Here is a 21,978-nt window from a genome sequence, read left to right as displayed (position 1 = left end):
AGAGCTTATTACATTAAGCACATAGTTAGTCATTAATAAATTATCAGAAAAATATAAAAGTAGTTATGAACTATAAATCATATTTCCATCATGACTATATAACTAGTCCTATTTACAATCAATAGGGTTAATCACCTAAAATTTATAAGGTGATCCAGGGATTTGCCGGAAAAGGAAGAAGACAATGAAGAAAATTAGTGTGGTGGTAGCTGATAAATATCCACTGATGTTAAAGGGAATAGTAACATTCTTATCAAAGTATCCATCTATTTATGAAGTATCATCTACCTTCACTGATGCTCTGAGTGCAGCTGAGTATTGTTCACAATATCAGCCAGATGTATTGATTCTTGGTGAGTTCTCTGACGGTCTGGGGGGCATTGAACTTATACGCTGGATACACTCTATGAGAATAAAATCAAAATTAATATCATATATGGAAAAAAAACCATATATAGATGCAAACAAATTCATTGATGCCGGTGCTATGGGGGTTGTCTGGAAGACCAGTCCTCCTGAAAATTTAAACCACGCGATTGAAAATATTTATAATAATACTCATTATTTCGATGATGGTTTGCTTCAGACATCGCCCGTCACAAGAAAACCCGTCCCTTGTAATTTTCTGACTATGCGTGAAAGACAAATTCTGCAACTTATTGCAGATGGGCAAACAAATAAACATATCGCAAAAATTTTGGACGTCAGTAATAAAACTGTTGAAACACACCGCTTAAATCTGATGAAAAAAATGGATGTTCATAGTGGAATTGAACTTCTAAAAGTAGGTCTGAGAATGGGTGTATGTACCATATAGTGTATAAGGGAAAGGTATAGCGCCTGGTAGTTAGTATAAATTTCGCTCGTTTCGGGTGTTTTTAGCTCTATAGGAGTAAGAGCCTGTCCAGGAAAGCGTTGTCAGAATACTGTCACTGTAGTGGTCATATGATTGTGACCACTATTCTACGGCAAGAGCAATAACCGCACTCTGATTCTTCACATGTCAGCCCGCCGTTGGAAAAAGAGAGAGCCGACACAATAGTCGTCGCCCACTACATAACCTCTGTTTTACTGCCAGACCTTGTCTTTAGTCGCTTAACCATTTACGGGACCCCATTTTGTTTCCAGACGTCTGAAGAGCTCTTCATGGCGCTTTTCGTCCTGCTATTCCCTGCTGACTGGTGATGCAGCCCCTGACGTTTTCGTCTGAGATACTCCAGCCAACGTTTATCACTTCACTGTCTTTCCTGTCTGAATAACCTGATATCAACGAAAATCGGCAATGCATACAAAAATGGGTATTTGTCTGATAACTCAACTGAAAGGTGGATGACAGCTTTTAAGAATGAAATCTCTCTAAGCCAGTTGAATTTACTGTAAAGTATCATTTGTTAGTACAAGATACTTAATTACAACTTAAATATCATTAGGAATGTTCTTATAGTACACACGTAACATCTTGTTTATATTAGAATAATATTTTATCATGAAATGATTCCTAAGGTATTTTGATAGCGAGATCATTTGTTTAAAATCTAACTCATGAAATAACTCAACGGCATTTTGCTTTTCTGGAAATAACCCATAGTTATCACCATTCATAAGAGTTATGACCTTTTATGTAAAATTGAAATCATCCTCACAGTGCTGTGAGGCCATCTCGACCTATCATAAGAGTGGCATGTCTGCGTATATACTATGATTTTTTTCTTTTAAAATAATATGTTAGATGATTTTTTGCACTTAATAGCAGAAAACCATAGGTTTCCCAACACCAGGATATTATTTTGAAGCAGTCATCTTTAAATATTTATCAGTAAGCCAACCTGATGTGTTCAGTAGAATCAGGCGATAATATAATGTTTTATTTTGTGTCTAAATATTAATAGCTGGGCTCAATAAGAGTCTGTCTGGAGAAATAACATAATGAATGCGATTGAACTTTCTGAACAATCACAAGCAATCCATGATTTGAATCTGACTTACCTTTTATTGGCACAACGATTAATTTTGGAGGATAAAATATCTGCCGGCTTCAGACTGGGACTAAATGAAGCGACAATGGAATCTCTGGTGGGATTATCTCTTCCTCAGTTGATTAAATTATCGTCTACCGGACAATTAATTTGTCGTTTACGTATAGACAGTGAAATGATACTTAATTGTTTAACCAGAGATTCAAGGATTGATGCTCTGCAACGTATTCACACTGGAATTATTCTTTCCACAGAATTACTGGATTCATTGTCCGAACAGAAAAACATTGCCATCTGAGGGTACGATTATGAGTGATAAAAGCATTATTAATGAAGTTAAGGATGCTCAAATTGCAATGGAACTGATTAATCTTGGCGCAAGAATGCAGGTTCTTGAAAGTGAAACGAATCTGAGTCGTCGGTGGTTATTAAGACTTTATAAAGAAATTAAAGGGTGTTCGCCTGCAAAAGGTATGCTGCCATTTTCTGCTGACTGGTATATGTCATGGGAACAGAACATTCATTCTTCGATTTTCTATAACATCTATCGCTTTTTGCAAAAGAAAAACTTTGGCCGTCCAGTCGAAGTCATGCTTAAAGCTTACCGACTGTATCTGGACCAGATTCAGAAGGAATCCGGTGAGAAGTCTATCCTGAGCTTAACCAGAGCCTGGACGCTGTTACGCTTCATTGACTGCGGAATGGTAGAATTGACGCGTTGTTGCGGTTGCGGTGGCAGTTTTGTCACAACACCAGGATACAGTTTGCACACCTTTACCTGTAGCCTGTGTTTTCCACCTTCTCGCGCAAGCAAAAAAATGAAAGAACAATCAATTGAACATGTAAGCCATGAGATTTAATGAAAACTAATACGCATATCTTCCTGCCATCTGTGGATTTCAAATGCACAGAATGGCAGGGATGGGGGCGATTATAAAGACGTGGAGTGACAGAGGTTTTCTGGCTGCTATCTTCACCAGACTCATACAGAAATCCGGTAACTATTTCCAACGTGATGATGAGAATGATCGCCGTCTTCTCCATAAAGTGATGGCATATTTCCAGTCTGAACTATTAATTTTCGCAGAGTGGTTACTCTTTCCATATGGATTTCGAGTAATTGATTGCTCCTTTGATTCAAATCACTTGCACGACGTAGCACCAAAGTAATCCCTTCCCAACGAGTGGCAAGTCTGGCATTATTTTTATAAGGAATATAAAGCTGTGCATTTTTTTCTGCATGCTTACGTTCTTCATCATAAAAATTAATTGCAGCCAACAAACGACTTTTATTATCAGAGATAACCTGAAGCGAGACTGGATTTATTCTCGCGCGGCTGAGCTGGGAAACTTCTTCCAGCAAGGTACCTTCCAGTTCATCAAGAAGTGTTTGCAATTTAATAAGATTTTTTTCTAACTGATCTTTCACTTTGTTACTCCTGGTTTATGAAAATCGAATAATCTCATCAACCAACCGGGCGGCGATATGATCACTGTCCAGGGTTAATTCACCGGCGGCTATTTGCGCAGAGATTTTGGCGAGGCGGGCGTGGTCTACATCGTTGGAATCATCTGAGGTAAATCTGTCAGACAGATGACTTAATTCAACATGCACACTGGCATCTTGATCGTCGGATCGCAGTGATCCACCCTGCGGTTGAGGCTGACGTGAATCCGTTGATTGTCGGATGTCAGCTCCCTGTACAGGAGAGGTCTGGCAAATACGCTCGATACTCATAGTTATCCTGATTCGAAATAATAATGAATGGGTACTATGTATATCGGCGTACAGGGAAATAACTGAAGTCAGTCGTTCTGGCTGATAAATGCCTTACCGTTACCTACGGCTGTCGCCAGCAGGGTTTGCCCGGAGTGCATTTGTACGCGAAATGACTCTCTGAGGGTTGCATTGTCTAATGCTTTTCCGGTGGTATGAATCTCATAATCATCGCCTTTGGTCATCACATCAACTTTTTCACCTGTGTGGATCACCCATTGCTGGCGTAGTTCGCTGAAAGTCAGAGGATGATTTGGTTGTATCCATCGGGTTGGCGTTGCACCAATAATCTTCTGTGGGTCGAGGATGAGATCGGCTGGAAGATGGTCAATATTCCCTCGTTGTGACTGGATATCATTCTGACTTACCGTTTGCCCAGGTGTAAGTTCATGTGCTGCCAGCCAGTATGTCGCCGTGGCACTTACAGAAACCTGGATGAATTTCTGATGTGTTCCGCAAGAGGCAATAATGCTGTGATTGCCGCTTAGTTTTTTTGTATGGCCAGGTAAACGTAATGCCGGGTTTCCACAAAGTGTTGCCAGTTGAGTGGTAGGGGTCAGGATCGTAACCTGTAATTGTGGCATTCCCTGACTATAAGGGGCCAGCAGCAATGCGATACGCGACGACAGCGACTGACCGGTTGACTGTGAGGCATGAGCCAGGATTGTCAGATTAAGATAAACGATCAGGAAAAGTAATAAAACGAGGGGTAAACGTTTAAATAACATTTGTTATCGACCTTTCGTCAGAAAAGCTTTCGACTTAAGACATGCACAATAATATATCCTGAGAAGCAATTTTTTTACTCGCTAATGTGATGCCGTAAAAGCGTTTGTTTGCAGGATAGACATTTCAAAATATATCAAAGTGTTTTTTGTATGCCATTTTGGGGAACAATCTGGTTAATTGACGTCATTGCTGTCGCATATTTGCGTTATGGTTTTTTCGACCTCTCACCATAAAATGCACCGCAATATTGTTAATAAACAAGAAAGGTTTTATCTCATGCTGGATAAACTCGACAGTGAATTCCGGTTTCAGCAGCATGCGTTGAGTCTGCTGACGCAACGCCAGGGCATCCTTGCTTCTAATATCGCGAATGCTGATACACCAGGATATCTCGCACGGGATATCGATTTTTCGCAACAGTTAAAGGAAGCCGTTAACCGCAGTCAGGCGACTGACAATAATATGAGTCTGACGGTCACCTCTGAAAGACATATTGCTGACAGTACGCATTTAATGACTGATCCACGACCTCTTTATCGTATACCCGATCAACCCAGCGCTGATGGTAATACCGTAGATATGGATCGCGAGCGTGTTAATTTTGCAGATAACTCAGTGAAATATCAGTCCAGTTTAACGTTTCTGACATCACAGATTAAAAACATGATGACGGTTGTTAGTCAGGGATAAATAAAATTATGTCACTTCTAAGTATTTTTGATATTTCCGGTTCAGCGATGGCCGCCCAGTCTCAGCGTCTGAACGTCAGCGCCAGTAATATGGCTAATGCCGACAGTATCGCCGGGCCGGACGGTAAACCATATAAAGCCAAACAGGTCATTTTTAGCGTTGATCATGCTGCGGATCAGGAGATCGGCGGAGTGAAAGTCAGTGATGTGGTGGAAAGCGATGCGCCGGATCGTCTGGTCTATGACCCTGACAACCCTCAGTCAGATAACAAAGGCTATCTCCATATGCCGAATGTCGATGTGGTGGGCGAAATGGTTAATACCATCTCAGCTTCCCGCAGTTATCAGGCCAATGTCGACGTAATGAATACCGCGAAAACCATGATGCTCAAAACACTGACTTTGGGTCAGTAAGGAAATAGTAATGTCGGTTTTACCCGTCATGACACAACGCAGTTCTGCCGCAGTTAATAAAGCCAGTCAAGCAGCAACCAGTAATAGCGCGGCCTCCGCCACCAATGGCAGCAGCGCCGAAGATATTATGAATAACTTTATGCAGTTGCTGGTTGCGCAAATGCAGAATCAGGACCCCACCAATCCGATGGATAACAACCAGCTTACGACTCAGCTGGCGCAGTTTAATACGGCGGCGGGTGTGCAGCAGTTGAACGGCACAGTGAATAGCGTCGGGATGCTGGTCACCAGTATGCAGCAGATGAATGCTGCCGAATGGGTAGGGCGCCAGGTATTGGTAGAAGGTGATACCACTGTTTCTACCGCACAGGGTGGCAATAATCAGTTTGCGCTCTCTGTCAATCAGGATGCGAGCGACGTCACTGTCACGCTGACTGATGATGCAGGAAATGCTTACACCGGAAAATTGAAAGATGTTAAAGCCGGCGTGCATGAATATACCCTGGACGATCTCAGTGATTTCGAGCCTTCCGATCCACGCACAGTAAGCGATACGAATTTTACCGTTTCGTATTCCGCTACCAACCCGGACGGCAGCACTCCTGACATCGTGTCGCTGAAAAAATCAAAAGTAGACAGTGTTTCTTTCACCCAGACAGGGGCTGTTCTGCAGTTAGGTAATGATGAGACGGCCACGCTGGCCAATGTCTATCTCATTGAATAATCAATTTCATTATGTTGTTTTTCGGGAAATAAAATGAGTTTTTCACAAGGTCTTAGCGGGTTAAACGCCGCATCACAGGCGCTGGACGTCGTCGGCAACAATATTGCCAACTCGCAAACTGTCGGGTTTAAGTCCGGCTCTATTTCATTTGCCGACGTGTTTGCAGGTTCGCAAATCGGTATGGGCGTTCAGGTCGCTGGCGTTGATCAGAATTTCAGCGATGGTGTTCTTGGCGCTGGCGCCAGCCCGCTGGATATGGGTATTCAGGGCAATGGCTTCTTCCGTATGGAAACCGAAGCGGGGAAAATATTCTATAGCCGTAACGGTCAGTTTAAGACCGATGCCAATGGCTATATCGTGAACAGTCAGGGGATGCGCCTGAGCGGTTATATGGCCATTGGTACACCGCCAACTGTCCAGGCTGGTTCACCGGTCGGGCCTTTGCAGATCCCAACGGGCGCGATGCCGGCAAAAGCCTCTAATGCAGGTAGCCTGAGCGGTAACCTGGATTCCGGAAATACAAAAATTGATACAGTAACGCATCCGTTTAAAACGACTGATGGCGATTCCTATAACTATTCTACCCAAGTGAATGCGTATGACAGCCAGGGTAATGAGCATGCCATTAATGTTTATTTTGTCAAAACGGCAGATAACACATGGTCCGTCTACTCTAATGACTCTACCGCTCCGGGCGCTACACCGCAAAAACTTGACATAACATTTGATTCCAGCGGAAAGCTCGTTACGACCCCCGCAAATCTGAAAGTCGATGGCGCTTCGTACAACGGTGCCGCAGCACTTAACTTCGATCTCGATTTATCCAAACTGTCGCAGCAGGCTTCCGATAACTCGATGGATAGCCCGGAAACTACGGGTTATGCGCCGGGTACGATGACGGGTTATGTCGTTGGCGATAACGGCCAGATTGTTGCTTCTTACAGCAACGGGCAGCAGCAGTTACTGGGCCAGGTTGTTCTGGCTAACTTCAATAACCCAGGCGGGCTGCAGCCAGCAGGGAACAACTGTTGGTCTGCGAGCCCGGAATCCGGCCAGCCGGTCGTTGGGATTTCTGATACCGGGAACCTCGGTACGCTGCGCGGTAACGCACTGGAAGCCTCAAACGTGGATCTGAGTAAAGAGATGGTCAACATGATCGTCTACCAACGCAACTATCAGTCCAACTCTCAGACCATCAAAACACAGTCTGAAGTCCTGCAAACGCTGGTTAACCTGGGTTAATAGCAAAACATGGATCACGCGATATATACCGCTATGGGGGCCGCAACGGCGGCCCTCGATCGCCAGGCCGTGGTGTCTGATAACCTGGCTAATGCCTCGACGCCGGGGTTTCGCGCACAGATTGCCGCTTATCGTGCCGTTCCGGTAGACGGCCCGTCAATGGCGACCCGCACGCTGGTGACCGAATCGACTCCTGGTAGTGACTACTCCTCGGGAACAGTCGAAAAAACCGACCGCACGCTGGATGTCGCGCTGCCAAAAGAAGGGTGGCTGGCAGTACAACTGCCGGATGGTACCGAAGGTTACACCAAAAACGGCAATATCCAGATGACGGCGGACGGGCAACTGCAAGTCCGTGGTCTGCCACTGATAGGCGATGGTGGTCCGCTGACCGTACCTACTCAGGCAAAGTTAACTATCGCGCCAGACGGCACCATTTCTGCGTTGGGTGCCGGTGAAGAACCGTCAGCCGTAGCGCAAACCGGGCGCATCAAGATTGTCAATGCGCTACCAGGCGAACTACAGCACGGCGATGACGGTGTATTCCATACCCGTGATGCCAGTTCGCTGGCGGCGGATACGAGTCTGCAGCTTATGCCGGGGATGCTGGAAGGCAGCAATGTCAGCCCCGTCAATTCAATGGTGAACATGATCACCACCGCGCGCAGCTTTGAAATGAATATGAAGGTCATCACAACCGTTGATGACAATGAACGTAACGCTAATCAGTTATTGAGCGCCAGCTAATCACTGGTAAGGAGTAATAACGCATGATCCGTTCCCTGTGGATTGCAAAAACGGGCCTGGAAGCACAACAGACCAATATGGATGTTATATCCAACAACCTGGCTAACGTAAGTACCAATGGTTTTAAACGTCAGCGAGCTGTATTTGAAGATCTGTTGTACCAGACGCTACGCCAGCCGGGCGCTCAGTCATCTGAACAAACCACTATTCCTTCCGGTTTACAGTTAGGAACAGGGGTAAGACCGGTGGCCACTGAGCGAATTCATAGCCAGGGCAGCCTGGCCCAGACCAACAACTCGAAAGATGTGGCTATTGAAGGGGATGGATTCCTGCAAGTTATGATGCCGGATGGCACCACAGCGTATACCCGTGATGGTTCGTTCCAGCTTGATCAGAACGGTCAACTGGTGACTTCCAGCGGTTATCCGGTTCAGCCGGCGATAAACGTACCGCAGGATGCAAAATCTATCACCATCGGCAACGACGGTATTGTCAGCGTCACCATTGCCGGGCAGGCGCAGCCACAACAGGTTGGGCAGCTTACCCTGAGTACTTTTATCAATGATACCGGTCTGGAAAGCATTGGTGAAAACCTGTACCGGGAGACGCAATCTTCCGGTGCACCGAATGAAACAACACCTGGTCAGAATGGCGCAGGTACGCTGCGACAGGGCTACGTGGAAACGTCGAACGTCAACGTGGCCGAGGAACTGGTCAACATGATTCAGACTCAGCGTGCCTATGAGATTAACAGCAAAGCTGTCTCTACTTCGGACCAGATGCTGCAGCGTTTAACGCAGCTTTGATTTGTGCCTTTGAGCCGCAGGTGGTTTCGCGGCTTTTTTTTATTATGTGATCGTTATGACCTATCCGATAGATTCTGGCCGCTTACTGCGGCGTCTGTTAACGCATGTTGCCCTGGTCGCGCTTCTTTCAGGATGCGCGTATATCCCTCATAAACCGTTGGTCGAAGGTGCAACATCTGTGACGCCGCAGATCCCGTATCAGCCTGCTAATAATGGCGCGATTTTTCAGCCTGGCGGCACGATGAACTATGGCTTTCAGCCGATGTTTGAAGATCGTCGCCCAAGAAATGTGGGTGATACATTGACCATCGTGTTGCAGGAAAATGTCAGCGCCAGCAAAAGTTCGTCTGCCAATGCTTCTCATGGCGGTTCGACAGGGCTTTCATTCAAGACAATCCCGCACTTTATCGAAGGATTGTTTGGTGGCGATCGGGCTAATACGGAGATCAGCGGTAAAAATGAATTCTCGGGTAAAGGCGGTGCGGCTGCTCGAAATACTTTCAGCGGTACGCTCACCGTCACGGTCAGCGATGTCCTCGCTAACGGCAACCTGCGCGTGGTCGGGGAAAAGCAAATAGCGATAAACCAGGGGACTGAGTTTATCCGTTTCACCGGTGTGGTTAACCCACGGACAATCAGTGGTAGCAATACAGTGGTTTCCACGCAGGTTGCCGATGCGCGTATCGAATATGTTGGTAACGGTTATATCAACGAAGCCGAACAAATGGGCTGGTTACAGCGTCTGTTCCTGAATCTTTCTCCGTTCTAAAGGTGTCGGTGATGAATCGTTATTTTTGGCATAAATTTACCCGTCTGACCGGCCTGTTATTGTTAATTATGCTCTCCCTGTCGGTCAGGGCAGAGCGTATCCGCGATTTGGCTTCGTTGTCAGGTGTGCGTGGTAACTCTCTGATGGGGTACGGTCTGGTCGTTGGTCTGGATGGTACAGGCGACCAGACCATGCAAACACCGTTTACGACGCAGACGCTAAACAACATGCTTTCGCAGCTGGGGATCACCGTCCCGCCTGGGTCGAGTATGCAGTTGAAAAACGTTGCTGCAGTAATGGTAACGGCAGAACTGCCGCCTTTTGCCCGTGCGGGTGAAAAATTCGATGTGGTCGTCTCGTCTATGGGTAACGCCAAAAGTTTGCGTGGCGGCACATTGCTGATGACGCCGCTGAAAGGCGCGGATAATCAGATCTATGCGCTGGCGCAGGGCAATTTGCTGGTTTCCGGCGCCGGAGCTCAGAGCCGCGGAAGCAGCGTACAGGTGAATCAGCTCAACGGCGCACGTATTACCGACGGCGCAACCGTTGAACGTGAAGTACCGATGGATTACGCCAACCAGCGCCCGTTAAAACTGTTGCTTAACGCGAGTGATTTCTCTGTTGCCCAGAAGATTAGCGACACCATTAATCGCCGTTTCTATTCCGCAGCTGTGGCTGAAGATGCGCGGACAGTAAAACTGTATGCGCCAAATGGCGAGGCTGCCAGAGTCCGTTTTCTGGCTGCGGTGATGGATTTGTCACTGAATGTTGGTTCCGGAGATGCTCGCGTCATTATTAACTCGCGTACCGGGTCGGTGGTCATAAACCGCCATGTCACGCTTGATACCTGTGCTGTTGCCCAGGGAGATCTGAGCGTGGATATCGCCCATTCCAGTCAGGTGAGTCAACCGGACACGCCATTGGCTGGCGGACAGACGGTAGTTGTGCCGCAAACTCAAGTCTCTGTTCGTGAGCAGGGCGGTTCTTTGCAACGCGTCAGCACCAGTGCCGATTTAAGCCATGTAGTACGGGCGCTGAACAGTCTCGGTGCGACGCCGAATGATTTGATGGCGATCCTGCAAGCGATGAATGACGCCGGTTGCCTGCACGCACGCCTGGAGATCAATTAATGAACAGCCTGTCAATGATATCTAATGGTGCCGCATTTGATGAACATAGCCTTGACGGGCTTAAGCGGGACGTAAAAAGTAATTCGGCAAACGGTCTGAGAGCCGCGGCACAACAACTCGAAGGGTTGTTTGTACAGATGATGCTGAAGAGTATGCGCGATGCCTCGTTGGGAAGCGGGGCGATGGATTCACAACAGTCCTCGATGTTTACTTCGATGTTCGATCAGCAAATTTCGCAGAACATCGCGCAAACGGGGAAACTTGGCTTTGCGGATCAGATGGTCGCCCAGATGGGCGGTGGTGTTCATCCGCATACCGCCACTTCTCAGCCGTATGTCCCGTCCACGTCGCATTTTAATGCGGCGCTGCCTCATTTACCGGCGCATTCTTTCTCGCTATCGCAATTAGTGCCTCGTTCTGTTCGGGAGCTACCCGAAACGGCACTACGGGAAGGGGGCGGTTTTATTTCACGCCTGCTGCAACCTGCTCTGGCCGTTGCCCGCAAAAGTGGGATCCCGCATCAGCTTATTATTGCGCAGGCCGCGCTTGAATCAGGCTGGGGAAATCGTGAAATCCCAACACAAAGCGGCAAACCCAGCCATAACCTGTTTGGCATAAAAGCCGCATCTGACTGGCACGGTGAAACGACGGAAATAACCACCACCGAATATAAACATGGGGTGGCGAATAAGACCAAAGCGCGATTTAAGGTTTATCCGTCTTATACAGCGGCGCTGGAGGATTACGCGTCATTACTGGTTAATAACCCGCGTTACCGACATGTCTGCAATGCCGTAAAACCAGAGGCGGCGGCAAAAGCGCTTCAGTCAGCCGGTTATGCTACCGATCCTGCATACGCACATAAATTAATTAACATTATTCAACAAGTTAAAGGTCGGGCTGAGCATGCTGTGAATGCCTATAACACGGACCTTTCATCAATATTTTAAATACAGTCTTTAGGGAATTTCACTCAGGCCGATTTATTAGTAAAGCAGCGTTTTTATAACCTAAAGATTTCAATCAGCGTCGACATGGCGGGTACTTTATGAATTTATTATATCTGGCTCAGAATGGATTAAGCGCGGCGCAGTGTGCCCTTAACGTCGTCGGAAACAACCTGACGAATGCCGTAACGGCAGGGTATAGCCGTCAAAACATTATGCTTGGAGAAGCGGGCGGCCAGTCTACTAATTATGGTTTTTTTGGTTATGGTGTCGCCGTGGATGACGTTCAGCGCATGTATGACGGATTCCTGAATAATCAGGTACGTGGTGCAACAACAGAATTTACCACCATGCAGGGCCGTTACCAGCAGGTCAGCCAGATTGATGACATGTTAGGGGATGATACCAATAACATCTCCACGACGCTTGGCAATATGTTTACGGCAATGGAAGCGGTCAGTGATAACCCGCTCGATCCTGCTGCGCGTCAGGGTGTATTGTCGCAATTTGAAGCGCTGGCGAATCAGTATCGTTCTAACAGCAAGACTCTGAATGGCCTTGATAAAAATACCAACACGCAAATCAGTCAAAGCGTTGAAGATATCAACTCCTGTACCACTCAGTTAGCAAATCTGAATGCGGAGATCGACAAGATTCATGGCCAGACGGGCGGAATGCCTTCCGATTTACTCGATAAACGCGATCAACTGTTAAATAAACTGAGTACGCAGATCGGCATTAATGTCACGGAAAATAAAGACACGGGCAGTGTGAATGTCTCAATGCAAAACGGCATGTCACTGGTCAATGGCAGTAAGTCTTACAATTTAAAAGCGACTCCGTCAGATAAAAATCCGTCTCAGATGCAGGTTGCTTACATCGATGCCACCGGTAATCCCCAGTTGCTGGATGAAAATGCCACGACAGGTAATCTCGGCGGTTTGTTTAAATTCCGTAATACCGATCTGGTCGATGCCCGTAATCAGCTTAATCAGTTAGCGCTGAAAATGGCGTCGAGATTTAATGAGGTCAATAAAGGTGGCTATGATCATAACGGTAATCACGGTGGCGATATTTTCAGTCTCGATGCTCCGCAGGCAACAGGCTATAACTCTAATAGCGGCAGTGCTTCCCTGGGAGTGACCATAGATAACGCCTCAGCGGTTAATGCCGAAGATTATACTATCACCTGGAATGGCACATCTAATGCCTGGGAAGTGAAAAACAGCGAGGGTAAAGCCGTTACGCCAACCGTTAATCCTGGTGGTTCACTCTCATTTGACGGCATCACCGTGACACCGACAGGTACACCCAATGATGGTGACAGCTTTACGCTGAATCCTGCTTCCGGCGCGGCAGATAGCATTAAAGTGGCGATTACCGATGGTGATGGAATTGCTGCCTCCGACTCGCAAGATGTGACAGACCAAAGCAACAACAAAAATATTGCGATACTGCTCGGTCTTAAGGATGAAAAGATTGTCGGAGATATGACCCTGACCGGTGCTTATGCCAACCTGGTAAGTTCTGTGGGATCGACGGTCAGCACCCTTCAGGCAGAACAGGATACCGCCGGAAAAGCCTGCGACCAGTGGGCAATGCAACAGCAGGCGGTTTCAGGGGTAGATATGAATGAGGAATACGTCAACTTACAGATGTTTTCTCAATATTATCAGGCCAATGCCGAAGTGCTTAAAACAGCTAACAGTCTTTTTGACACACTGTTAAGCCTTAAATAATACGTCACTGACATATTCTATTTTGAGATAATCGCTATGCGCCTTAGCACCAGTTTTATGTATCAGCGTCAGTTAGACAGTATGTCTAAAGCCATGACCAATTATAACGATCTCTCCGTGCGCCTTTCTGCCGGTCAGACTCTGTTGAAACCGTCTGACGATCCAGGTCAGGCATCACAGGCGGTGATGTATCAAAATGCGCTTTCACGTCTGGGCGAGTTTGATACTGCAAGAAAATATGCTCAGGATGCCCTCGGGCAGGAAGATAACACGCTGACGTCTATATCCGGCTTACTGACCGAAGACCTTGCTGGCAAAATTGTTCAGGCGGGATCTGAAACGTACAGCAAAGCGGACCGCGAAGCGCTGGCGACAGAATTATCCGGGATCCGCAGCCGTTTGCTCGACCTGGCGAACAGCAAAAACAGCGATGGACAGTACATTTTTGCGGGCTATAAAACAGGTGCTGCACCGTTTCAGGCCGATGGCACCTACGTTGGCGGTACGACGCCAATGACACAGAATGTGTCAGACAGTACGGAAATGCAGACCGGTACGACAGGTGATGCGCTTTTCCCGACTGATGCGGTAACGGGCGATAATATCCTGCAATCCTTACAGAAGACCATTGACGCGTTAAATAATCTGCCGGAAAACCCGAACGACGCTGAACGTAAAACGTTTGAAGAAACCATTGGGCAAACCAATACTGATGTACATAAAGCCATTGATAACCTGGGAAAAATCCAGGCGCGTGTAGGCTCAAGTCTGCAACAGCTGGAAACGCTGGGAAGCAGTGCTGATACTCAGGCGATTACCGTACAGAGTCGACTGCAGGAATCAACCGGTTCTGACTGGGACACCATGATCAGCGTATTATCTGAATCGAAAATGTCTGAATTTGCTTTAAATTCATCCATGAGCGTTTTTCAGGCAATGCAGCAGCTTTCTATATTCAAAACGCTTGGGTAAATATTGAACCCTGACCTGATTCAGGGAAGGGGAAATATATCTATTATTAGGGTAATCACTTACCAGTAGGGTATTTTTTACTTTGGTTAAGAAATCATGTTAAAACACTTTAATATTTCGACCTGGATGAATATCCTGCTGGGTATGTTCATCTTATTTCTCGTGTTGGTATCCGGTTTGAGTTATGTGAACTCAAATAACGCATCAAGGAATTTTGACAGAGCCATCTTATCTCTGGATAAGAATGAATCTCTGATGATGGCGGCTATCTATACGCTTGACAGTTTCAGCGGAATTAATTCGCTGATGATGCACAATATTACCAAACAAGAAATTACTCAGGATGAAATAGATACTTATCGTGATGTGTTAAATAAATCACGTAAGCTAATCAGCCAGTTTATGGATAAGCCGTTCACCACCCAGGAAGAACATAACCGGGCGCTGGTTGTCAAAAAAAGCTTTGAGGATGCTCTGGACAGAGAAACCAATAAAATGGGATTCATCACGCATCCGGAAGATTATCCAGGCAATATCGTTGCTGACGATATGGACGTGCAACATGCATTACGCACTAGTATTGACGCTTATCTGGACGAAGCCGCTCGTGTTACCAACAAATTTAATGTCGAGTCAGACATAGAAACGCAAAGAATAACCACCATCTCGGTGATTACGCTATTGCTGGGCTTTGTAATATTTTTAGTTTCGCGGATCTGGTTGAAACGCAATCTTTTTCAACGACTTGAGATGGCAAAAGAGGCGTTCAGGGCAATAGCCAGCGGCGACCTGAGCCATCAGACAAAAATTGGTAATCTGAATGAAATCGGCTTAATGCTGGCTGAAGTTGAAAAAATGCGTTTGTCGCTGACGGAAACGGTTAATGGCATCCGTGGCGGCGTGAAGCAGATTTACCATAATGTTCATGAAATTGCTAGTAGCAACAATGACTTGTCATCACGCACGGAAGAACAGGCTTCTGCACTGCAGCAAACTGCTGCCAGTATGGAAGAGCTAAAAATCACCGTTCGTCAGAACGCCGATAACGCCCACAGCGCCAGACAACTTGCAGAAAGCGCCAGCATTAGCGCACGCAACGGCGGTGATGTGATGAGTAATCTTGACGGAATTATGCGTGAAATATCAGACAGTTCCCGCCAGATTGCAGATATCAACGGCGTTATCGACAGCATTGCTAATCAGACCAATATTCTGGCGTTGAACGCGGCAGTAGAAGCGGCGCGTGCAGGTGAACAGGGGCGCGGGTTTGCCGTTGTTGCCGGTGAAGTTCGCAACCTGGCTAAACGTAGCGCAGATGCAGCAAAAGAGATTCGTTTGCTGATTAATACTTGTGTCGCCAACATGAATACCGGTTCTCAGGAGATGGTTGTCGCCGGGGAATCGATGAAGGAGATCGTCAAATCTGTCATTCAGGTTACTGATATCATGGCAGAAATTACCTCAGCTTCTGATGAGCAAAGTATCGGCATAAGCCAGATTGCGCAGGCAATCAATGAAATGGATCTGGTTACGCAACAAAATGCTGCGATGGTAGAGCAGGCCGCTAAAACCACCAGTGATGTCGAAACGAATGCCGGGGAATTGGATAATATGGTTTCTTCTTTTGTTGTCGAAGAAGAAAAAGATAAACGTTCCTGGAATGTTAAAAAACAAACCAGAAAACATGTATTACCTGATGTATCGAAAAAAACACCAATTCAGTCAGATGATGAGTGGGAATCATTCTAAATTAAAATAATAGTAAGATACATATCAGGATAATTATTAGGTATATAAAAGATGAATTTACCTTTGATTATTGAAGTCCTGATATGTTTCACTTTAATCGCTTTTATCAGGCTATGTGATTACCCGGGAATGCCGAATAATAAGCCTTCATTGTAATAATACGGAATATGGTAAAGTGAAGGGGTTATATAATCTGGCTGTAACATATAATAAGAGTGATTTATGGGCGCAATTTGGCGGATTGGTCCGCCACGAAGCCCTTAAATTGCAAGCTCGACTCCCTGCCGGGGTTGAACTGGATGACCTGATGCAGGCTGGTGCAATAGCAGTGATGAACGCAGTCGATCAGTTTGATCCCAGTATGGGGGTGAAACTGAAAGTTTTTCTGGCGCAGCGTGTTCGCTGGGCATTCATTGATGAACTGCGTGAAAATGACTGGGCGCCGCGCCGCATAAGGCGAAAATCGCGTGAAGTTAGCGCAGCGATAGCTCGCGTGGAACAGCGAACCGGCAATGCAGCGACAGAACAAGAAGTCGCAGCGGAACTGGAAATGTCGCTGCAGGATTACCAGACTGTTTTACAGGAAACAAACTCAAGCCTGATATGTTCGCTTGATGAGCTGATGGAAGATGGGGTTGAAGGGTTCGAACTTTCTGAATTTCAAACTGATGAGGAAAATCCTTTAAACGATATTCTGCGTAAAGATCTTATGCAGAAAATTAGTGAAGAAATTCAGCAGTTACCCGAGCGAGAGCAGTTTCTATTAAATCTGTATTATCAGCAGGATCTTAATATGAAAGAGATTGGCCTCTTGTTATCTGTGACAGAAACACGCATCAGCCAATTACACAGTCAGACAATCAAAAGATTAAGAGCAAGGCTTGAAATGCATGCAGATATTAATCTGCAATAACTTGATGTCCTGAGGTTGGTCATTCAGTTACAGATATTATTATCTAATATGTGATTGTCGTTCCTCCTGTACAGATATGCAACCATGAGCATTCGCCTTCGTGATTTTATTATCACGATAGAGATTTCTCTTTGTCGTTGTTTACGCTGCCGTCGGGATGTTCGGTAGTTTTTCATCGTAGTGAACATCTCTGTCAGCCTTTTTTATACCAGGCATGACCGATGGTAAGGAGCGAACATGCTTGTTTTATTAGGATATTTTGTAGTTTTTGTGACTGTGTTTGGTGGTTATGTCCTCGCCGGAGGATATCTGATGTCATTATATCAGCCAACCGAATTTTTGATTATCGCTGGCGCAGGTCTGGGTGCATTTATCGTTGGTAATAATGGCAAGGCTATTCGTTCAACTATAAAAACATTTCCTGTCTTATTCCGGGCTAAGGCACTTTACTCAAAAGAAATGTACATGGATTTACTGGCCATGATGTTTTTACTGCTAAGTAAAGGACGTCAAAAAGGGCTAATGTCACTGGAAAATGATATTGAAGATCCTGAAAGCAGTGATATTTTTTCTTCTTATCCCCGCTTATTGAAAGATAAAAGCGTGATGAATTTTATGGTTGATTACCTGCGACTGATGATCAGTGGCAGTATGAACGCCTTTGAAATGGAATCTTTAATGGATGAGGAAATTGAAACCTGCGAAATGGAATATGAAACAACGGTTCACAGTTTGCAGACTGCAGGTGATGCTTTACCGGCATTCGGTATTGTGGCGGCCGTTATGGGGGTCGTAAACGCCCTTAGCGCAGTAGATAAACCCGCCGCTGAACTTGGTGCTTTGATAGCCCATGCGATGGTGGGAACCTTTTTAGGGATCCTACTGGCCTATGGTTTGGTGCTTCCGCTGGCGTCTCTGTTACGGCAGAAAAGTGCCGAGCAAATAAAAATGCTTCAGTGTATTAAAACTACGTTGCTGTCATGTATTCATGGTTCTGCGCCGCAAATTGCGGTTGAGTTCGGTCGAAAAACCCTCTTTACCAGCGAACGTCCGGGCTTTGCCGAGCTTGAGGAACATGTTCGCCAGGCGAAATATTCGGCCAATAATTCTTCCACAGGTGAGGCCCCATGAAGAACAACGGGACCGGCAACATTGTTGTTGTAAGACGCTCAGGTAATAAAAAAGAAGGTTTACATGGTGGTTCGTGGAAAATTGCTTATGCCGATTTTATGACTGCCATGATGTCCTTTTTTTTGGTTATGTGGCTGGTTTCTTCCTCCACGCCAGAGCAGCGTCATCAGCTTGCAGAGTATTTCAAAATCCCCATCGGCGTACCTATGGCCGAACATGGCGACAAAGATACTCAGAGCCAAAGTATTATTCCCGGCGGTGGCGAGGATGTTGTTCATCAGAATGGGGAAGTTCAGAAAACTGTTTTGCAAAAGCAGGAAGATCATTTCTATTCGGGAAATAAAACGCTGAAGCATGCAGAGTCAAAGCTGCACGACATCATGAAGACGGATGCCCGTCTGAACAAATTCCGTTCAAATTTACGTTTATCGTTGACCCCGAATGGACTGTTGATACAGATAACGGACAGCCAGGAACGCCCGATGTTTAAAGTTGGTAGCTGGACACCGGAAACCTATATGGTCGGAATTCTGGAGGCATTAGTGCCTGTTTTGAACCAATTACCGAATCACATAATGGTAACCGGACATACTGATTCGTTGCCTTATGCCGGCGGCGACGCAGGCTATAGCAACTGGGAACTTTCCGTTGATCGTGCTAACGCGGCGAGAAGAATACTTATTAATCATGGTCTGGAAGTTGGCAAATTCTTACAGGTTATCGGTGATGCTGACAGTATGAATCAGACCGGTACAGCGAAAGACGATCCCGTCAACCGTCGTATCAGTATCCTCGTGCTGAGTGAAGAGAAAGAACAAGAAATTATGAACGAGGATAAGTTGCTTAACAGTGATGTGACAGAACAAAAACTCTCTGCGCCATCCAGCACACTTGGCACCGCTAACCCGCCGTTACACCCCGCGTCCGAAATTCCTGTTCAGGAGAAGACGAAATAAGATGGATATCAGCGATTTTTATCAGACTTTCTTTGATGAAGCCGATGAGCTATTGGCAGATATGGAAGGGCATTTGCTTGAGCTTAATCCGCGAACGCCTGATAAGGAAAGCCTGAACGCTATCTTCCGAGCCGCTCATTCGATTAAAGGCGGCGCGGGGACATTTGGTTTTACCATATTGCAGGAAACAACGCATATTCTGGAAAATATTCTGGATGATGCCCGCAGCGGAAAACTCCAGCTCAATGAAGGCATCATTAATCTTTTTTTAGAAAGTAAGGATATTATGCAGGATCAACTTGATGCATATAAATCTTCCCGCTCGCCGGATGAGGACAGCTACCGGTATATTTGCGAGGCACTGAGACAGATGGCCCTGGAATCCAGGGAGGGCACTGTTAATAACAACACTCAGTCCGAGCCGATAAAAGAAAGTAAAAAAGATACAGGAACGGGAGAAGATATTTTAAAGATTACCCTCAGGGATCTGGGAGAAAAGGATTTCGAACCTCTTGTTGAGGAACTTAAAAATCTTGGCGAGTTGCAGGATCTTAAAATTGAGAAAAGCAGCCTGCAGGCTCGTATGTTTACCACTACCGCTGCGGATGATATTCTGGCGGTATTATGTTTTATTCTGGAACCAGAACAAATCACAATTGATGTTTGTGATGACGATTTTGTAGAAAATACCTGTCCGGATACAGGCGGTGTTGCGGGAGAAACAAACGATAGTGGATTTTCTGCAACAGCCAGTTCCCCGACTGGCGCTGCGCCAGCAAGAAAACTGCGTGGTGCCAGCGAATCCCGTAAACAAGGTACTGAATCCGGTAGTATTCGTGTCGCCGTAGAAAAAGTAGATCAGATAATTAACCAGGTCGGTGAACTTATTATCACCCAGACCATGCTTACACAGTTATCTGCGGGGCTGGATCCTGCTCAGTACGATTCGCTGATTAACAGTATTGCGCAACTCGAACGTAATGCACGGGATTTGCAGGCATCGGTGATGTCGATCCGTATGATGCCGATGGAATATGTCTTCAGCCGTTTTCCGCGTTTAGTTCATGATCTTGCTAATAAATTAAATAAACAGGTAGAACTGACGCTGTGGGGCGGTTCTGCTGAACTGGATAAAAGTTTAATCGAACGCATTATCGACCCTCTTACACATCTGGTACGTAATAGTCTGGATCACGGTATTGAGCCGATTGATGTCAGGCTCGCTAATGGTAAACCTGCTACCGGTAGCCTGACGCTATCGGCAGAGCACCACGGCGGTAATATTGTTATCGAAGTCGTGGATGATGGCGCCGGCCTCAACAGAGAAAAAATCCTTAATCGCGCTCATGCGCAGGGCGTCGCTATTAGTGATAACCCCAGCGATGAAGAAGTCTGGATGCTCATTTTTGCAGCGGGTTTCTCCACCGCAGAGAAAGTTACCGATGTCTCCGGTCGTGGTGTTGGTATGGATGTCGTGAAACGAAACATTCAGGATATGGGCGGCCATGTGACAATCCATTCAGAGCAGGGGCGTGGAACCACTATCCGGATAATATTACCTCTGACGCTGGCAATTCTGGACGGTATGTCTGTACGCGTTGGGTCAGAAATTTATGTTCTTCCGCTTGGCGCAGTGATGGAATCGCTGATGTTACTGGAAATGCCGTTAAACAGAATGTCCGGCGGTGAGCTGGTATTGAAAGTCAGAGAGGAATATCTGGCCCTCATAGAGCTGAATAATCTTTTCGGTATCCAGAGTGATTTACAGAGTGTAAATGAAGGTATTGCGGTCGTCGTGCAAAGTGCTGGCGTTCGTTATGCGCTACTGGTTGATCAACTGATTGGTCAGCATCAGGTTGTCGTCAAAAATCTCGAACAAAACTATCGTAAGGTGCCGGGAATTGCTGCTGCCACTATTCTGGGGGACGGCAGCGTAGCTATGATCCTGGATGTTGCTGCGCTTTATTCCAGAACAGCAATGACGCCTGCAATAGTGGATTCCGGCAAGGTTCTCAATTAAGGAATACATTATGAAACTCACAGATAACGATAAGCAGTCGGCAAAAGAAAATGTCGGTAATGAATATTTAATTTTTACTCTTGGACAAGAAGAGTATGGGATCGAGATATTAAAGGTTCAGGAAATTCGCGGCTATGAACGTGTTACACGCATTGCGAATACCCCTGATTTTATTGCCGGTGTGACAAACCTTCGCGGCGTTATTGTACCTGTAGTTGACTTTCGCGTTAAATTTCATCTCGACACTGTCGCATTTGATGAAAACACAGTCGTTATCGTGTTAAGTTTTTCTAATAAAATAGTTGGGATAGTGGTCGATGGTGTCTCTGATGTGCTCTCCTTGTCACCCGAACAAATTCGCCCGGCACCTGATTTTAGTGGCGCAAAATTAGCTACGGATTACTTGCTTGGCTTAGGTACGCTTGATTCCAGAATGCTTATTCTCGTAGATATTGAAAAATTGCTTAACAGTGAAGAAATGCAATTGGTTGAGCGTACAGCAGAAATATCAGTTGACTAAAATGTTGCTTTAGTAATTTTCATGCTTA

Annotated in this window: 23 protein-coding genes; 20 read left to right on the top strand and 3 right to left on the bottom strand. The window is 46.0% G+C overall.

Going from position 1 to position 21,978, the window contains the following annotated elements:
* Nucleotides 1-184: 184 nt before the first annotated feature.
* The 3 genes from D9742_RS06760 (at nucleotide 185) to flhC (ending at nucleotide 2,836) form a co-directional block, all read left to right on the top strand.
* Nucleotides 185-817, top strand: a complete 633-nt coding sequence (locus D9742_RS06760) for a response regulator transcription factor (RefSeq protein ID WP_130209557.1) — start codon at nucleotides 185-187, stop codon at nucleotides 815-817.
* A 1,109-nt stretch (nucleotides 818-1,926) separates the two neighbouring features.
* Nucleotides 1,927-2,274, top strand: a complete 348-nt coding sequence (gene flhD / locus D9742_RS06755) for a flagellar transcriptional regulator FlhD (protein ID WP_130209555.1) — start codon at nucleotides 1,927-1,929, stop codon at nucleotides 2,272-2,274.
* A 10-nt stretch (nucleotides 2,275-2,284) separates the two neighbouring features.
* Complete coding sequence (flhC, locus tag D9742_RS06750; RefSeq protein ID WP_130209553.1) at nucleotides 2,285-2,836, top strand: flagellar transcriptional regulator FlhC; 552 nt, start codon at nucleotides 2,285-2,287, stop codon at nucleotides 2,834-2,836.
* A 122-nt stretch (nucleotides 2,837-2,958) separates the two neighbouring features.
* Here flhC and flgN read toward each other — a convergent pair whose 3' ends face one another.
* The 3 genes from flgN to flgA all read right to left on the bottom strand — a co-directional run bounded on the left by flgN (nucleotide 2,959) and on the right by flgA (nucleotide 4,481).
* The gene (gene flgN, locus D9742_RS06745) at nucleotides 2,959-3,405 is read right to left on the bottom strand and encodes a flagellar export chaperone FlgN (protein WP_130236383.1); all 447 of its coding nucleotides are present in this window, start codon (nucleotides 3,403-3,405) and stop codon (nucleotides 2,959-2,961) included.
* A 15-nt stretch (nucleotides 3,406-3,420) separates the two neighbouring features.
* Nucleotides 3,421-3,714 carry a flagellar biosynthesis anti-sigma factor FlgM gene (gene flgM, locus D9742_RS06740; protein ID WP_130209549.1) on the bottom strand — a complete coding sequence of 98 codons (294 nt, stop codon included), beginning with the start codon at nucleotides 3,712-3,714 and terminating at the stop codon, nucleotides 3,421-3,423.
* Nucleotides 3,715-3,782: 68 nt separating this feature from the next.
* Nucleotides 3,783-4,481, bottom strand: a complete 699-nt coding sequence (flgA, locus tag D9742_RS06735; protein ID WP_130209547.1) for a flagellar basal body P-ring formation chaperone FlgA — start codon at nucleotides 4,479-4,481, stop codon at nucleotides 3,783-3,785.
* 277 nt (nucleotides 4,482-4,758) lie between these two features.
* On the opposite strand from flgA, the gene flgB reads away from it, so the two are divergent.
* The 17 genes from flgB (at nucleotide 4,759) to D9742_RS06650 (ending at nucleotide 21,950) form a co-directional block, all read left to right on the top strand.
* Nucleotides 4,759-5,172: a flagellar basal body rod protein FlgB gene (flgB, locus tag D9742_RS06730; protein WP_130209651.1), complete on the top strand. Its 414-nt coding sequence runs from the start codon at nucleotides 4,759-4,761 to the stop codon at nucleotides 5,170-5,172.
* A gap of 8 nt (nucleotides 5,173-5,180) precedes the next feature.
* Entirely contained in the window at nucleotides 5,181-5,585 is a 405-nt protein-coding gene (gene flgC, locus D9742_RS06725) for a flagellar basal body rod protein FlgC (RefSeq protein WP_130209545.1), read from the top strand.
* Nucleotides 5,586-5,595: 10 nt separating this feature from the next.
* Nucleotides 5,596-6,309, top strand: coding sequence for a flagellar hook capping FlgD N-terminal domain-containing protein (locus D9742_RS06720; protein ID WP_130209543.1), 714 nt, complete (start codon nucleotides 5,596-5,598; stop codon nucleotides 6,307-6,309).
* A gap of 33 nt (nucleotides 6,310-6,342) precedes the next feature.
* Nucleotides 6,343-7,551: a flagellar hook protein FlgE gene (gene flgE, locus D9742_RS06715; RefSeq protein WP_130209541.1), complete on the top strand. Its 1,209-nt coding sequence runs from the start codon at nucleotides 6,343-6,345 to the stop codon at nucleotides 7,549-7,551.
* Between the two features lie 9 nt (nucleotides 7,552-7,560).
* The gene (locus D9742_RS06710; protein WP_130236382.1) at nucleotides 7,561-8,298 is read left to right on the top strand and encodes a flagellar basal body rod protein FlgF; all 738 of its coding nucleotides are present in this window, start codon (nucleotides 7,561-7,563) and stop codon (nucleotides 8,296-8,298) included.
* Between the two features lie 23 nt (nucleotides 8,299-8,321).
* A complete protein-coding gene (flgG, locus tag D9742_RS06705; protein WP_130209537.1) occupies nucleotides 8,322-9,104 on the top strand; it encodes a flagellar basal-body rod protein FlgG in 783 nt (260 codons plus the stop codon).
* A gap of 55 nt (nucleotides 9,105-9,159) precedes the next feature.
* Nucleotides 9,160-9,873, top strand: a complete 714-nt coding sequence (locus tag D9742_RS06700) for a flagellar basal body L-ring protein FlgH (protein ID WP_130209535.1) — start codon at nucleotides 9,160-9,162, stop codon at nucleotides 9,871-9,873.
* Between the two features lie 68 nt (nucleotides 9,874-9,941).
* On the top strand, nucleotides 9,942-11,003 hold the full coding sequence (locus D9742_RS06695; RefSeq protein WP_276319617.1) for a flagellar basal body P-ring protein FlgI: 1,062 nt from the start codon (nucleotides 9,942-9,944) through the stop codon (nucleotides 11,001-11,003).
* A complete protein-coding gene (flgJ, locus tag D9742_RS06690) occupies nucleotides 11,003-11,953 on the top strand; it encodes a flagellar assembly peptidoglycan hydrolase FlgJ (protein ID WP_165382767.1) in 951 nt (316 codons plus the stop codon). Before D9742_RS06695 ends, flgJ begins: the two co-directional genes overlap by 1 nt.
* A 98-nt stretch (nucleotides 11,954-12,051) precedes the next feature.
* A complete protein-coding gene (gene flgK / locus D9742_RS06685; RefSeq protein WP_130209531.1) occupies nucleotides 12,052-13,689 on the top strand; it encodes a flagellar hook-associated protein FlgK in 1,638 nt (545 codons plus the stop codon).
* Between the two features lie 36 nt (nucleotides 13,690-13,725).
* Entirely contained in the window at nucleotides 13,726-14,661 is a 936-nt protein-coding gene (gene flgL / locus D9742_RS06680) for a flagellar hook-associated protein FlgL (RefSeq protein WP_130236381.1), read from the top strand.
* A gap of 96 nt (nucleotides 14,662-14,757) precedes the next feature.
* Nucleotides 14,758-16,410, top strand: coding sequence for a methyl-accepting chemotaxis protein (locus D9742_RS06675; RefSeq protein WP_130209527.1), 1,653 nt, complete (start codon nucleotides 14,758-14,760; stop codon nucleotides 16,408-16,410).
* 175 nt (nucleotides 16,411-16,585) lie between these two features.
* Nucleotides 16,586-17,323: an RNA polymerase sigma factor FliA gene (locus D9742_RS06670; protein WP_130209525.1), complete on the top strand. Its 738-nt coding sequence runs from the start codon at nucleotides 16,586-16,588 to the stop codon at nucleotides 17,321-17,323.
* A gap of 237 nt (nucleotides 17,324-17,560) precedes the next feature.
* On the top strand, nucleotides 17,561-18,454 hold the full coding sequence (gene motA, locus D9742_RS06665; RefSeq protein ID WP_130209523.1) for a flagellar motor stator protein MotA: 894 nt from the start codon (nucleotides 17,561-17,563) through the stop codon (nucleotides 18,452-18,454).
* Complete coding sequence (motB, locus tag D9742_RS06660; protein ID WP_130236380.1) at nucleotides 18,451-19,410, top strand: flagellar motor protein MotB; 960 nt, start codon at nucleotides 18,451-18,453, stop codon at nucleotides 19,408-19,410. Before motA ends, motB begins: the two co-directional genes overlap by 4 nt.
* A 1-nt stretch (nucleotide 19,411) precedes the next feature.
* Nucleotides 19,412-21,430 (top strand): chemotaxis protein CheA, encoded by a 2,019-nt coding sequence (gene cheA, locus D9742_RS06655; protein WP_130209519.1) that lies wholly within the window; start codon nucleotides 19,412-19,414, stop codon nucleotides 21,428-21,430.
* Between the two features lie 10 nt (nucleotides 21,431-21,440).
* A complete protein-coding gene (locus tag D9742_RS06650) occupies nucleotides 21,441-21,950 on the top strand; it encodes a chemotaxis protein CheW (RefSeq protein ID WP_130209517.1) in 510 nt (169 codons plus the stop codon).
* Nucleotides 21,951-21,978 lie beyond the last annotated feature (28 nt).

Source organism: Escherichia sp. E1V33 (genome assembly GCF_004211955.1).
Taxonomy (GTDB): domain Bacteria; phylum Pseudomonadota; class Gammaproteobacteria; order Enterobacterales; family Enterobacteriaceae; genus Escherichia.
Note: the sequence above shows the minus strand (reverse complement) of the source record. Positions and strands in the feature narration are given on the sequence as shown.

What these genes read in the sequence shown, in the direction of transcription:
- D9742_RS06695 (WP_276319617.1), top strand. Translation starts at nt 9,942, where the DNA reads ATGCTCTCCCTGTCGGTCAGGGCAGAGCGTATCCGCGATTTGGCTTCG.
- motA (WP_130209523.1), top strand. Translation starts at nt 17,561, where the DNA reads ATGCTTGTTTTATTAGGATATTTTGTAGTTTTTGTGACTGTGTTTGGT.
- flgG (WP_130209537.1), top strand. Translation starts at nt 8,322, where the DNA reads ATGATCCGTTCCCTGTGGATTGCAAAAACGGGCCTGGAAGCACAACAG.
- D9742_RS06700 (WP_130209535.1), top strand. Translation starts at nt 9,160, where the DNA reads ATGACCTATCCGATAGATTCTGGCCGCTTACTGCGGCGTCTGTTAACG.
- flgJ (WP_165382767.1), top strand. Translation starts at nt 11,003, where the DNA reads ATGAACAGCCTGTCAATGATATCTAATGGTGCCGCATTTGATGAACAT.
- flgM (WP_130209549.1), bottom strand. Translation starts at nt 3,714, where the DNA reads ATGAGTATCGAGCGTATTTGCCAGACCTCTCCTGTACAGGGAGCTGAC.
- D9742_RS06760 (WP_130209557.1), top strand. Translation starts at nt 185, where the DNA reads ATGAAGAAAATTAGTGTGGTGGTAGCTGATAAATATCCACTGATGTTA.
- D9742_RS06675 (WP_130209527.1), top strand. Translation starts at nt 14,758, where the DNA reads ATGTTAAAACACTTTAATATTTCGACCTGGATGAATATCCTGCTGGGT.
- flgA (WP_130209547.1), bottom strand. Translation starts at nt 4,481, where the DNA reads ATGTTATTTAAACGTTTACCCCTCGTTTTATTACTTTTCCTGATCGTT.
- flhD (WP_130209555.1), top strand. Translation starts at nt 1,927, where the DNA reads ATGAATGCGATTGAACTTTCTGAACAATCACAAGCAATCCATGATTTG.
- flgC (WP_130209545.1), top strand. Translation starts at nt 5,181, where the DNA reads ATGTCACTTCTAAGTATTTTTGATATTTCCGGTTCAGCGATGGCCGCC.
- cheA (WP_130209519.1), top strand. Translation starts at nt 19,412, where the DNA reads ATGGATATCAGCGATTTTTATCAGACTTTCTTTGATGAAGCCGATGAG.
- flgL (WP_130236381.1), top strand. Translation starts at nt 13,726, where the DNA reads ATGCGCCTTAGCACCAGTTTTATGTATCAGCGTCAGTTAGACAGTATG.
- flgE (WP_130209541.1), top strand. Translation starts at nt 6,343, where the DNA reads ATGAGTTTTTCACAAGGTCTTAGCGGGTTAAACGCCGCATCACAGGCG.
- motB (WP_130236380.1), top strand. Translation starts at nt 18,451, where the DNA reads ATGAAGAACAACGGGACCGGCAACATTGTTGTTGTAAGACGCTCAGGT.
- flgB (WP_130209651.1), top strand. Translation starts at nt 4,759, where the DNA reads ATGCTGGATAAACTCGACAGTGAATTCCGGTTTCAGCAGCATGCGTTG.
- flhC (WP_130209553.1), top strand. Translation starts at nt 2,285, where the DNA reads ATGAGTGATAAAAGCATTATTAATGAAGTTAAGGATGCTCAAATTGCA.
- D9742_RS06710 (WP_130236382.1), top strand. Translation starts at nt 7,561, where the DNA reads ATGGATCACGCGATATATACCGCTATGGGGGCCGCAACGGCGGCCCTC.
- flgK (WP_130209531.1), top strand. Translation starts at nt 12,052, where the DNA reads ATGAATTTATTATATCTGGCTCAGAATGGATTAAGCGCGGCGCAGTGT.
- D9742_RS06720 (WP_130209543.1), top strand. Translation starts at nt 5,596, where the DNA reads ATGTCGGTTTTACCCGTCATGACACAACGCAGTTCTGCCGCAGTTAAT.
- D9742_RS06650 (WP_130209517.1), top strand. Translation starts at nt 21,441, where the DNA reads ATGAAACTCACAGATAACGATAAGCAGTCGGCAAAAGAAAATGTCGGT.